Origin of the sequence: Reichenbachiella sp., assembly GCF_039941815.1 — a bacterium.
Classification (GTDB): Bacteria; Bacteroidota; Bacteroidia; order Cytophagales; family Cyclobacteriaceae; genus Reichenbachiella.
This window is the reverse complement of sequence record NZ_JBDVDW010000032.1, coordinates 557,091-571,008: the sequence shown is the minus strand read 5'-3', so window position 1 is coordinate 571,008 and position 13,918 is coordinate 557,091. Positions and strand designations below refer to the sequence as shown.

At 40.4% G+C, this 13,918-nt stretch carries 8 protein-coding genes; 2 read left to right on the top strand and 6 right to left on the bottom strand.

The annotated features are described in order from the left end of the window. Nucleotide 1 precedes the first annotated feature (1 nt). From ABJF11_RS09670 to guaB, 3 genes are all read right to left on the bottom strand, one after another. On the bottom strand, nucleotides 2–343 hold the full coding sequence (locus ABJF11_RS09670) for an STAS domain-containing protein (protein WP_348119617.1): 342 nt from the start codon (nucleotides 341–343) through the stop codon (nucleotides 2–4). 1 nt (nucleotide 344) lies between these two features. After that, complete coding sequence (locus ABJF11_RS09665; protein WP_348119616.1) at nucleotides 345–2,399, bottom strand: SpoIIE family protein phosphatase; 2,055 nt, start codon at nucleotides 2,397–2,399, stop codon at nucleotides 345–347. Nucleotides 2,400–2,841: 442 nt separating this feature from the next. After that, on the bottom strand, nucleotides 2,842–4,311 hold the full coding sequence (gene guaB / locus ABJF11_RS09660; RefSeq protein WP_348119615.1) for an IMP dehydrogenase: 1,470 nt from the start codon (nucleotides 4,309–4,311) through the stop codon (nucleotides 2,842–2,844). 189 nt (nucleotides 4,312–4,500) lie between these two features. Here guaB and hemA point away from each other — a divergent pair, with 189 nt between their 5' ends. Further along, nucleotides 4,501–5,775: a glutamyl-tRNA reductase gene (hemA, locus tag ABJF11_RS09655; RefSeq protein ID WP_348119614.1), complete on the top strand. Its 1,275-nt coding sequence runs from the start codon at nucleotides 4,501–4,503 to the stop codon at nucleotides 5,773–5,775. A gap of 2 nt (nucleotides 5,776–5,777) precedes the next feature. Continuing rightward, nucleotides 5,778–7,988, top strand: coding sequence for a WG repeat-containing protein (locus ABJF11_RS09650; protein ID WP_348119613.1), 2,211 nt, complete (start codon nucleotides 5,778–5,780; stop codon nucleotides 7,986–7,988). A 1-nt stretch (nucleotide 7,989) separates the two neighbouring features. Here the strand turns inward: ABJF11_RS09650 and ABJF11_RS09645 are convergent, their stop codons facing one another. The 3 genes from ABJF11_RS09645 to porU are packed head-to-tail and all read right to left on the bottom strand — an operon-like array spanning nucleotide 7,990 to nucleotide 13,886. Next, nucleotides 7,990–9,258 (bottom strand): pitrilysin family protein, encoded by a 1,269-nt coding sequence (locus ABJF11_RS09645; RefSeq protein WP_348119612.1) that lies wholly within the window; start codon nucleotides 9,256–9,258, stop codon nucleotides 7,990–7,992. Nucleotides 9,259–9,261: 3 nt separating this feature from the next. After that, nucleotides 9,262–10,479 (bottom strand): type IX secretion system outer membrane channel protein PorV, encoded by a 1,218-nt coding sequence (gene porV / locus ABJF11_RS09640; RefSeq protein ID WP_348119610.1) that lies wholly within the window; start codon nucleotides 10,477–10,479, stop codon nucleotides 9,262–9,264. Between the two features lie 29 nt (nucleotides 10,480–10,508). Then, entirely contained in the window at nucleotides 10,509–13,886 is a 3,378-nt protein-coding gene (gene porU, locus ABJF11_RS09635; protein WP_348119609.1) for a type IX secretion system sortase PorU, read from the bottom strand. Nucleotides 13,887–13,918 lie beyond the last annotated feature (32 nt).

The following is a 13,918-nucleotide window of genomic DNA, read 5'->3' as shown; positions in this document are numbered from 1 at the left end:
CTTATTTTATAGCCTCCAGGGCCTCTTCTTTATCTTTTTTAATGCTAATCAACTGATTCAATCCGAGTATTTCGAATACTTCATACACCTTGGGTGCCATACCATATATAATAAATTTGATGTTCTGATTGTCCAGCTCCTGGATGATAGACATGAAGACGCCCAATCCTGCTGAAGAAATATACTCCAGTTCAGCCAAATCAACGATAATCTTCTTACTGGCTTGCATTGCATTTTTCAACCCTTCTTCCAAATGGATTGAGGAAGACGCATCGATCTCTCCACCAACTGAGAGCTGATAATATTCTGGTTCGTCGTTTATATGATTATCTATTTTTATCATTCTAATTAAATTTCACAATTAACAGGGTGTAGTCATCATTCAATGATTCTTTTCCGCAAAACTCATATAGTTCTTCGATTATGCCTTGTTGGATAGCACTTGGTGATTGGTGAGCATGCTTGGTCAGCGCATTTTGCAATCTCTCGAAACCAAATTGTTCTTTTTTATTGTCGCAGGCTTCGGTAATTCCGTCGGTGTATAATACCAGCACATCTTGGGCATGGTATTCAAACTCGTTGACTTGTACGTATTTATGGAAATTGAAGTTTCTCAATATGCCAAGACCGAGGCCTCTATTTTTGAAGTACTCGGTTTTTCCAGTTTCAGCATTATAGTAGAGCGATGGGCAGTGGCCTGCTCGAGCGAAGTTTACTTTTCTGGTTTTGCTGTCTATTACAAAAAATGAAACTGTGATAAATGAGGTGCTTTCCAGACATCTACTAAGGGCGTTGTTGGCATGTACCAAAAACTCTTTTGGATCCAAGTCCAACTGTACCAAACTCTGAAAGACGCCCTTCATCTGTGCCATATGAAAGGCAGCTGAGGTCCCTTTGCCAGATACATCTCCAATGATCAGGGCGGTTCGCTCTTCGTCAAGCTGATAGACATCATAGTAGTCACCGCCCACCTCATCAGCGGCTTGTGTAAATGCATGAATGTCATAAGCCGCACAGGGTTCGAGCTTGTCTGGCAAGAGTTTATTCTGCACTCTGTTAGCAATTTTTAGTTCTTCCTTGTATCGCTCATTTGTAATGGCCTCATTGAGCAAGCGAAAGTTTTCAACAGAAATACTAGCTTGATTGACGAAGGTGTCGATGATGTCAATCATCTCTTTGTTGAATCCATCGTTTACCTCTTTGAGCAAGGCTAAAACACCTATTTTTTCTCCTTTCACGGTGACTGGAAACTGCAAAATAGAACGGAAGTTTACGTCTTTGAGATTCGCAGAAATTTTAAGTGACTTTGGATTCCTTTCAAAATCAGAATTTAGAATTTTCTTAAACCTACTGTTGTTGACCGCCTTGGCAATCTTTGGTATCACCTCTTCATTCAAATTGTGAGTGAGTGTAACCTCCACATTTTTATTGGGATCAGATATTTGAAGCCATGCGGCTTCAGAATAAACGGCACTGACGGAGCTGTCCAGCAGTATTTCATACACTTTTTCTTCGCTTTCACCGGCTGGAATAGATTGGCTCAGTCGTTGAAAATTGACAGCCTCCTCGAGCTTCTTTTCAAAAACGGAAGTGGTGGGAAGATTAAACAATATTACCAGTAGAGCAATGGCACAATAGATGACAATGAAGGTAATTAAAGAAAGAATAAATACACTATCAAGAAGGTCTCTCACAAGAAGTACTCTTTCAGAAAAGAACATCAGGGTTTTGAAGAAGTACCAGATGTAAATGATCACCAATAGTACAAAGAGTATACTTCTCCATTTTTGTTTGAAATTGAGATAGGCAATCCACTTGAGATTAAAAGACAATGCCAGCCCAATAATCACAAGAATAGAATAGACTGCAAGAAATGCAGGGTCCTGATAATCATGTGAAAACAAGTCGAAAATAAGTGTACCAAACAGGGCATATTCATAGAGTTGCCAGGCGGCCAATAGCGATTTTGATTTCTGATAAAGAATCAGACGTTTCCAGACGATAAAAGTAGACACGAGAAAGGCAATGACCAATCCTATATTGATATGGTACAGGAAGTTAATCACCAATGTGTTGCTACCGACTTTACTACTCGCGAAAACAGTAAAGAAGAACTCAATACTCAACGTGACAATGGTAGCGATAAGTCCAGAAACAAATACTCGCCAAAGAAGGTCCACGAAATTGACACTTTCTGCTTGTCCTATATTAAATCTATAAAAGAGAATCAGTGAGATGATAAATAGAGTAAGTAGTAGATTGGAAACAAATGCCGGAATACCAAATGCGATGTTGTTGAGCTCACTAAATAGAGCCATCAGGTCCACTATCGTAAATAGTGACCAGAAGATAATCCCAAGGATTACGCTTAGCCTAATGATACCTTTTTGTGAGAGCATTTAATCGACTTATTAATCGTGGCAATTTAGCAAAAGTTGCCGAATGGGCAGAATAAGAATAATATGTCACGCTTGGTCGTGGATAATAGCGAAGAGCAAGAATAAAAAAATCCCATTTCCTAATTCAGAAATGGGATTAAAAAATAATATTTATCTCTACTATGACTATCTGATGGCTAATCGAGACAAAGATTATTAAATGTATGTTTTTGTGAGAAAAACCTGCAAGCAATGGTTTATAGGCAATTCGTTTGATCAAAGGGACAAAACTGCCTGCAAGCTCATTCATACATTTAAATCATACTTGTAAAACTAGCCTACAGTCCATAGGACAGCAATAGGTACCGTTACCAAAATTTAAGTTACGCAAATCGCCTAGGCTAATCTTGTACATTTATCAGGTTGAAAATGATCCATCTGAAGCACTTATACCGGCTTTTTCTTATCTGCTATAATTCGGCGCTTCTCTAGTAATTTGAATATCATGAGGATGAGATTCTGCCATTCCTGCACCAGTTACTTTTACAAACTTTGCCTTTTTGAGATCTTCTACTGTCGCCGCTCCACAATATCCCATACCAGCTTTCAAACCGCCTGTCAATTGATATAAAACTTCAGACACATGACCCTTGTAGGGGACCCTACCAACGATACCCTCAGGTACCAATTTCTTGACGTCATCTTCGGCATCCTGAAAGTAACGATCTTTAGAACCATCCTCCATGGCTTCTACTGATCCCATACCGCGATAGGTTTTGAATTTTCTGCCTTCGTAAATAATCACTTCACCTGGCGCCTCTTCTGTACCTCCTAAGAGGGAGCCGATCATGATACAATTAGCTCCGGCAGCCACTGCCTTGACAAAATCCCCTGAAAATCGGATGCCTCCATCAGCGATAATCGGGACGTTGCGGCCTTCAAGTGCTTTTGCCGCTTCATACACAGCTGATAATTGAGGCATGCCTACTCCAGCTATGATCCTGGTGGTACAAATACTACCTGGTCCTACTCCTACTTTGATGCCATCAGCACCGGCGTCTGCCAAAGCTACAGCCGCTTCAGCAGTAGCAATATTGCCTACTATCACATCCAAGTCAGGGTACGCTTTCTTTATGGTCTTGCAAGTATCTATGACTCCCTTAGAATGGCCATGGGCAGTATCAATGGACACCACATCCACTCCTGCCTCGATCAACTTCTGAATTCGTGATTCAATATCAGCAGTTACACCTACTGCAGCCCCCACCCGTAGACGACCAAACTGGTCCTTGCAGGCATTAGGTTTGTCCTTATTTTTGAGAATGTCCTTGTAGGTAATTAGTCCAGTTAGGACCCCATCGTCGTTAACAATTGGAAGTTTTTCTATCTTATACTCTTGTAGGATTCCTTCTGCTCCTTCCAGTCCAATCCCATCTTTGGCAGTTATCAAACTCTCCTTGGTCATTATATCGTTGATCAGGAGTTTTTTGTTCTTTTGAAATCTCAAATCGCGATTGGTGATGATACCCACCAGCTTTTTGTCCTTGTCGATGACTGGAATGCCTCCAATCTTGAACTCTTTCATAGCCGCAAGCGCGTCACCCACCGTGGCATCGCCAAGCAGAGTGACTGGATCCAAAATCATTCCGCTTTGTGACCGTTTAACTTTTCTGACTTGAGCGGCTTGCTGTTCAATAGTCATATTCTTATGAATGAAACCTATGCCCCCTTCAAGAGCCATCGCAATGGCCAAGTCAGATTCCGTGACGGTATCCATGGCTGCTGAAACTAAAGGAATGTTTAATTTGATGTTTTTTGTGAGGTACGTACAAGTACTCGTGTCTCTTGGTAATACTTCTGAATAACCCGGGAGGAGAAGCACATCGTCGTATGTGAGTGCCTCAAAAACCAATTTAGAACTGTCGAAATGCATGTGCAAATAAGTGTTTTTATTTGCCGTGCAAAACTAGGGTCAAAATAGTTAGAAATAGGCATGAACGTATAGAATAATTTTATTCAATAGGTATTTATTTATATCTATTCTAAATAAGCCCTGGCATGATACATGTCATACTATCTTTTCGTTTTTAGTTTAATTTTGCCTTTTTGCAAAAGTTAAGAGATGCATAATCTATTCAAAGCCATAAGTTTATCATATAAGAACTCTCCCGTTGAGATCAGGGAGATGGTTGCTTTTGATGAAACGCTAAGCAAGCGTTTGCTAGGCATGATAGAAGAGTACGCAGATATATCTGAGGCACTCATTATATCTACCTGTAATCGCACTGAAGTATATTACTCTTCTGCTGATGACCAATATGAGACGATCCTCAAATTGATTGGTATGGTCAAAGGAATAGATCACATTTCTAAATACAAAAAATATTTCACCAACATCGATGAGCATGACGCGGCGGTACGCCACCTATTCAATGTCTCACTGGGGCTGGAAGCCCAGGTGGTAGGTGATTTGCAAATTATCAACCAGATAAAAACGTCCTACCAATGGGCGGCAGACCAAAACATTGTTGGTCCATTTCTACATCGTTTACTTCACACCATATTCTTTACCAACAAACGAGTGGTGCAAGAGACCGCGTTTAGAGATGGAGCAGCTTCCGTGTCCTATGCTACTGTGGAGCTGGTGGATGAGCTTACTACCGCACATGAGCAACCTAATATTCTTGTATTGGGGTTGGGCGAAATCGGAGAGGATGTAGCTCGTAATTTGGAGCATATTACCGATAAGAAGGTAGTCATTTGTAATCGAAGTATAGATAAGGCCAAAGTGTTGGCTGAAGAGCTTGGCTACGGAGTCATTCCATTCGAAGAAAGAAATAACGCCATTCTGGAAGCAGATGTAATTATCTCTTCTGTAAGGGTGGATTCACCGCTGGTTACCAAGGATACATTTAATGAATCTCCCGTATTGAGTCACAAGTATCTCTTCGATCTTTCTATCCCGCGAAGTATAGCAGAAGACATTGAGGAGGTCAATGGACTATTACTCTATAATATAGATGGTATCCAAACGAAAGCCAGTCAGGCCCTTGAAAAGAGGATGGCTTCGATTCCTGATGTAAAAGCAATTATTTCTGAGGCTATTGTGGAATTTGGGCAGTGGTCAAAGGAGATGGAAGTATCTCCAGTCATCAATAAGCTGAAGAATGCTCTGGAAGAAATCCGGCAAACTGAAATTGCTCGTCATTTGAAAAAAGCTAGTGAAAATGAAACTGAACTAGTCGACAAAGTGACGAAAAATATGATGCAAAAAATCATTAAGCTTCCTGTACTTCAATTGAGAGCTGCCTGCCAAAGAGGGGAGGCTGATTCTTTGATAGAGGTATTAAACGACCTATTCAACCTAGAAAATCAGTCGGAAAAAATTAAGCCTTAAGAGTGAAAGAAACTTCACCCTCCTTCATTTTTCTAGTCTTATTTCTTATTCCGCTCTTCCTGCTGAAACCAGCAATGGTTTTTAGCCAAACTCCTTTTCATTATTATAAAGAAAACGGAAAGTCAGGTCTGAAAAACGGGGATGGTATTGCGATGATTCCTGCTACATATGATCGATTGGGCTGGAGCACAGGTGTAAATCTGCCGGTGGATGATGTGATTGGATACTATCGACAGGGCTGGGGATTGATTTCTGTTAAAAACAAGATAATCACTGGCCCTAGATATTATTCTTTGGAAGCATATCACAAGCACCTTATCGTTGCATCAATCAAAGGCCGGTTCTCCAACGAGCTATTTTTTGGAATAATCAATTCCAAAGGAGAAGTACTAATTGACTTTCGATATCATTCATTAAAGCCTGTTCATGAATCATATATCGTATCCGAAAGAAGAAAAGGCATATCCTACTATGGTTTGCTCAATCTGCAGGGCAAACCTCTTTTGGAGACAAAGTTTACCAGCATTACTTATTTCAAAGATGACCTGTTTGTATTTACTACAGAAGATAAACGAAAAGGTATCATCAGCAAGGCGGGGCACATTACAATGGAATCGAATTTGGATAGTATAGCCCCAGCAGCACAGACCTATTCACTTATTTTTCAATCAGGAATGGTTGGGGCAATCGACACATCAGGAAATATTATCCACAGGCCGTTGTACAAAAAAATAGAGTCTGTGGAGGAGGTTGTAAAGTTTAGCAACTATAAAATATTCAATGCTTCACATAAAAAAATAAAGGAATTCTATTGTGATACACTGTTTCAGTTATCTCCCTCTACCCTTGTGATAGTTCGCAATGATTTTTATGAAATCCTCAACAACAATTTCGGAATTATCTATCGCGGTAGTTCAATGAAGAATCTAACTTCTTTTCGCAAAAATTCGATTTTCACCAAAAAAGAGAAATTTCACATTGTGAAATATTCTGGCGAACCTGTAGAGCCTGACGGATTTGACGCCCTCAGTCATGATGATCATTACCTATATGGAAAATCTGGAAATCAATGGAAAATTTACAACAAGTTCGGCTCTAACATTTCTGAGAACGGCTTTGATAGTCTACTCATTGGCAGTAATAATCTTATCCCTGTGTTAAAAAACGGGTACTGGGGATATGTGGATCATTCGGGTAAGATCGCCATCCCCGCAAAATTCGATGAAGCCGGTAGATTCACTGGTAATATGGCGGAGGTAGATTATTTGGGCTCACGTAGAATCATAAATCAATTTGGCGAATTTATTGGAGCGTCTGAGTACGACCAAGTCACCATTGCAAAAGCTAATACCGCATTGGTAACTAAGCGGGGACAAACTGATCTAATCAATTATCGGGGCGAAATTTTATTTCAAACTTTCAATAATCTAAGTCCACATTTTTTTGGCTACCTGGAGTCAACTGAGGAAGGTCATAAAGGATTAATCTCTCACTTGGGAGAGGTAATATTATATCCTGAATATGATAGCATCTCGGATGCACACAATCGGCGATATGTTATTGTAAGACAAGGTACTAAGACGGGGTTCGCAAATTTTAAAGGTTTCTGGATTATTCCTCTTTCTGAAGAGACAGAAGACATCTGCCATGTCGGAGAAGGATTAATTAGTATAAAAAGAAACGGGCAGTTTGGATTTGTAGATTTTGGTCAAAAACTGCTCATTGCCAATCGTTATGAAGCTACTCAACCATTCAATGCTGATCATGCGGCTGTCAAGCTTAATAACAAATGGGGGTTTATTGATAAGAAGGAAAGACTAGTGGTTCAGCCTACTTTTTCTGAAGTCTCCCCTTTCAAAAATGGAATTTCGATTGTCAAACGTGACAACAAATATGGAGCTATTGATTTTGACGGAAACGAAAAAATAAAGATTGAGTTTGATTCCATATATACTACTACGCATGATTTTTTACTGGCGAGAAAGGAGAATAAATTTGGTCTATTCAATCAATTTGGCGAGCTCCTTCTCCAACCTTCTTATTCAGAAATTAAACCAACATTTGACGATCATTTTATCGTCAAAAGGCGTAATCTCTATGGCCTGATTGATTCCTTGGGGAAATATAGTATTCCTCTGAAGTACATGAAGGTAGTGGAAATTTCTAAAGGGAGATACATCTGCCAAGAGTCTATAAAAGATGAGCTGGAATAGCTTATTGATTGAGCCCGACCACGGCTGAACATGCTTTCTCCATGTTGAAGTATTTCTCCATCACTCTTTTGATTTCCTCTTCGTTGATAGTGCGTAGGCATTCAAAATATTGTTGATAGTACGTACTATCTAGTCCTATTTCCTGAACTTTTTTGAATTTGCTCATCAGCTCAAAGGGTGTATTGATTGAGCTTAGGAAAGAACCGGCTAGATAATTTGTCAATACATTGATCTCTTCTGCAGCAATCGGTTCTTCGATCAATTTATTGATTTCAAACTGAATTTCATTCAAAGTATCCTGTGTATGTGCTGCCACCACATCAGTCGCAATCATACCAAACGAACTATGCCTAAGATGAACTGGATAGGCATGTATGCCATAGGTATATCCTTTTTCCTCACGGATATTTTTCATCAACCGTGAACCAAAGTATCCGCCGAGTAAACTATTTGCTATCTGGTAGTGGAAATAATCTTTGTCCAGTCTATTAGGTACTAGCCACCCCACTCTAATAGAAGATTGCAAGCTGTCTGGCCGTTCGACCACTATATCATGAACGGGCGACAGCAGCGCTATTGTATCCTTGGTAGAAGCTGTTGCCAAAGGAATTGAAAGCAGGGTAGTAAGAGTCTCGATTACAGAATCATCGAATTCCCCACAGAGATATATTTTTGGTTTGTTAAAAAGGTGCTTTTCATAGTATTCTTTCACCTCACTAAGCTCGACTGCATCTATATCATCTGGGCTTAATCCTTGCCCATACGGATACTTTGGCCCGTAGATAGCCTCCCTTAATTTTTTGGATGCATAGAGGTTGCTCTTGTTATCATTGAGTGTAATCTGATCCTTGCGATTCGATTTCATCAACTCAAATTCATGATCAGGAAAATTAGACTCGTTGATCATTTCATTCAAAAGCCCAATGACCTGATCAAAATTTTTCTTGAGTCCGTAAACCGAAATATTCACATCATCAAACCCTGGGCTAATTTCCAAAAAAGCACCCAATGCATCAAAAGCCTCCATGAGGTCTCTGGATGACTTACTTCTTGTGCCTTCTGCAAGCATCTTGGCGGCTAACCAGGAAACGGCTTTTTTGGGTTCGTGCCAAATACCAGATTGAAATACTATCTCAATCTTTACTACCGGTTGATCACCAGCTCTTAGCCAAAATAGGGGGGTTCCACTTGGAAGAGTCTTTTGGGTTGCATCTGGCAGGCCATCGAATGCAATTTTACCTGCCGCTGGCGCTGAAGTTCTATCAAGCATTAATTAATTGACTGTAGTGTCCTGTACCTCGGCCTTGTCAAAATTGAATAGCAAAGAAAAGCGAATGGTCTCTGCCAAGGGATGATTGTTGTCTCCTGGGATTAGGTAGGAGAAATCAATTCCAAATTTTTGATATCTAAACCCAAGGCCCATGGTCATGTATTGTCTTGCGCCCTTGCTTTTGTTTTCATGAAAATATCCAACTCTGGCCGCAAATAGTTCTTTGTACCAATACTCTACTCCAGTGGCAATCATAATTTCCTGAAGCTCCTCTGAAAATCCATCAGGAGCATCGGTGAACGAACCAAACATACCTCCCAGTAGATTCCTATTTGGGTCTTTACCTTTTAGGATCACCTGCTCTTGATTATTGTCAAGAACGGGCGTAACTCCGTCATCTTCGTATTCATAGATCGGAGGGGTGGGAACCATAAGCTTGTTTAAATCAAAGGCAAAAGTCAAGGTATTAAATGCGTCTAATCCTACTTTGACTGCGGTCCCTATACGCAGATTTATAGGAATAAAATCTGCCTCACTTTCGTTACCATAAGTAGCCTTCTGGCCTATATTGGTAATGGAGGCTCCTAATGAGAGCTCCGAGTCTTTGCCCCCAATCACAATAGGATTGGTGTAATAAAACCCTAAATCCACAGAAACACTCTTGGCTGCTTTGGCAGCACTTGTAGAGCTACCAATCAGGTTGGACCAGATATATCTTGCCGTTACACCAATACCAATTTTCTCAGTCAGTTTTCTAGAATAGGTGCCGTCGAAAGCCACCTCTCTTGGGTTTTCTACACCGAGCGAGCCCCCTGCGACATCTGTGAGGTGTATCTGACCTAAATCAAAGTAACGCATGGAAACACCAATGGTCTGAATTCTGTCAATTTTGTAGTATCCGGATAGGTAGGTTAGAAACATGTCATCCACAATCTTTCCTAACCATGGGGAGTAGGACAATGAAGCGCCATAGTCGTGATCGATAAATGCGAGTTTTCCGTTGTTCCAGTGAACGCTATTGGCATCAGGTGATGTCGCTACACCCACGTCCCCCATTCCTGTAGCTCTGGAATCTGGTGCGAAACTGATGAACGGAACAGCAGTTGTGATTACTCTAGCCCCTTCCTGTCCTGAAGTTTGAGTTTGGCTAAGCACAACCAGGCTTGGTACTGAGAGGAGAAATGTAAGTATTACTCCTCGTATTGTTGTTGTTGTTGTCATAGATTCAAAAAATTAAAAAGCAAAGATAGTTAATTCAGAACGACTATACGCCTGAAAGCCTCTCCCGAAGACTCATCAACTCTACTTTGTACTTTGAGTCTATAAATATATATCCCTTTTCTCACTCTGCCTGCGCCTGAGTTATCCAAGTTCCAATTTATTTCCAGCCTTTCCTCAGAAACATTATCAAAACGATAAGTATTGGTTAATATTTCATGGCCTTGCATGTCTGTAATGGTCAGGAGTACTCTCAAATCTTCGCCCAATCTATCATGCGTAAATGCTATCGTGGTTTGGCTCATATTCGGTAAAATGGGATTGGGATAGTTCTCTATCTCAGTCAGTTTTATGCCGTTTTCTTGCGTTACTATAAAGTCGGCGCTTTGCCTGCTTACATTATTGAATATGTCAGATGCTTCAATAGTCATCGAATGTCTACCTACTCCTATATCGTCCAATGGGTATGAGACCCAACCCTCTTGATATGTATCCATTGAAGCTGAATAGTATTCATTTAAAGAAATGGCCTCTTCATCATCGATAATCAATGTGAGCTCATTACCAAAACCAGCATTGGAGATATTGATTCCACTCTCGTCTTCTAACTTCACCAGCAACAATGGCGAAGGGCCTACAATCTGGCCAGATTGAAAGGTAGTATCATTCAAAAAAATATCTATTTCTGGAGGAGAGGTGTCATTTGAATTGATCTTCTCTGAGCCCCCCACAATAACTTCTGAATAGGAACCATGAGCATCCGAACCTGTCGTATCGTTGACTGCATAAAAATTAATTTTTCCTTCCCCAAACGAATAATTGATGTTCTTGGGCACAATAAAATCAATGTTAAACGTGCCCTTACTTACAGTTGCTTGTCCTTGAAACAAAAGTACATCTCGTTGCTGATACACTTCGGAAGAACTTTCGTCGCCCAGCGTTCTAAAGGCCGAAGGTTTGTCGAAAACCGTCATTGCCACACTTCCATCAAAATTTGACAATACCTCCTCATTGGATTGTATTTCACCACTAATCGCATACGTGCCGAAAGCTTTTAATGTATCCAGCTGATCCAACGACTTTCCATTGATGGCTGTAAGCTTTACAGTCTGCTCTGGAAAAGAGATTCTCATCATTGGATCTCCTAGTAGGGCATAATTCCTGTTGCCTATACCTACGAGGCTATTGTTCTTAGTTTCGCGCATCATATCTCCTAGCCGCTTGTAGAGCCCTTCTGATTTTTGCATGGCTGAGAAATAGAAGGCCTCATTGAGCTTGTAGTTGGTATTGGAAAATACCGGCCTGGTAGCAGTGATAAGGGCTACCGCACCGCCATAGGGCAGTAGTACCACTTGCTCTCCTCCAGAAATTCGGTTAGGATCATCATAATTTCCAAACTGACATGTGGCAGTAATAAACAGAGGCATGATGATATTATTATTGAGTTTGGGAATCATAAACTCATTGAAAATATCTTCGTGCGTTAATTGTCCTTCATTCCCATGACCTGTGAAATTGACAATGAGATTGCCTTGAGAGAAGGCATCAATAAAGGCTTCCGACGCTTTTGTTGATTCGTTTTGATTCTGCTCAAAGGCATCCAAAAAAAGCTTGTTTACATTGAGCTCACTTCTTGTGGTATCCACATAGGTAGCCATTTTGTTGGCATCCTGCTGATGGATATTGTTGTCTCCGTCGTCAGCTACAAAGGTTATTTTATTGCGCCACTTACCAAATGCAAGCTTGTTAGTCTGATATCGAATGATTTTGTTCACCACATCCTCACCTTCCTGATTGGTTTGAATAGGAATTCGTCCTACTCCTATTTCCATGGTATGATCTCCTCCTTGAGATTCGAACCAATCACCTTCTTCAGATTCTAGAAATCCAAAGTAGTCATCAGAAGAATAACTCCACAGTTTGTGAAGGGAGTTTCTGGATTCATATACTGGCACAAAATTGGTCGAGGCAATACTTCTATCTTTAAAATCAAATGAACAATCACCAAACAATAGCACATATTTTAGTTGGCCATATTTGTCATATTGAAATTTGATGAAATCTCGAATGGCAGTCACGTCCTGAGCACCACTGGAAAATTCATTATATATCTGGTCTACAGTAACGACCTCGACTTGTAATCCGTCGTGCTTGGACCTAAAGGCTGCCAGGGACTCCGCCGAAGTCAGAAAATCAGAGTAAGTAATGATGATACCGTCGGCAGGTGAGAGTCCGTGCAAATTTTGCCCGTCCACCTGACCTACATAATATGGGACTTGTTCTTGTCCTTGATTAAATACCAGAAATCGTTCTGCATCTTCGGGTGCTGCAAAAGCCAGATTGTTTCCAACTAAATCAGCTTGCAGTTCTACAATGTCTAGCGGCTTCGAGATATCCCATACCAAAGTAGTTTCGTTCTCACCCGAAACGCTATAAGCTTGCTCTCCCGATCTTCTGCTCCAGAATAAAGACCCATTACCAAGGTTTAGATTTTTCTCTGATTGCACATGTACATAATCTAAATACCCGCTTCCAGTTCCAGAGTTATTAAATCTGTAATTGATCTCCAGCTCAGCTGAATTATTTAAGTCTGTAGAATTTATTCTGATAGTGTCAATTTGGGTGTTGGCCTTAGTAACGTAAGTGCCATCTGAGATTGGTACCATTTGAATAGTACCAAGTTCAAAACCATCAATATCCAAGTCAAAAGAGGAAGAAGCTGTAGATCCAGATAGTACACTAGTATAAATGACAATTTCTGTATCGTCCTTGATTCCTTGTCCTGAAAAGGATACTTGATTATTTCTATTCGTACTAGAAAACCTTTCCCCATACCAAAACCTCCCGGAACCAATTATTGAATTTTCTTCCAATTCATGGGATTCAAATGATGAATAGGTGCGAGTCAATGGCAAATTGCCAGTAGGAATTTTAGTAGTTGCTATTCTTTTCCCACTCATTTTTTTAATGGTCAGAAAGTAGTAGGCAGTGTCGCTATAAACGTTTCTTTCGAAATGGAACTGATTATCCGCCATATCAAAGCTAAGGTGGTCTGAAGATTTTCCATAAAACAGTAAGTAGTCATTTCTATCAAAGGAACCATCCGACTGACCCGAGATTAATATGGCGTTTTCGCTTAAATCGTCTGGTCGGTCTTCTAGATTGGATTGTGGCAACATACCGTTAAATGAGTTACCGTAGACTGCTATTTTTCTTGGATCTATATTGTCTATGTTGATGCCCATCTCAGACAGCATGGCATGATCAATTTTGTAAACACCACTCTCCAGTACTGCCAGCTTGTACCATTTTCCAGACGAAAGTATAGAATTAGAAGCCTGTGAGCGCACCTCTAGCGCGGAGGCTACAAGTAGGGATATAATCCAAACGATATGTATGTAAGTTTTCAATTGATTAAAACCTGATCTATTAACGGGTTTTT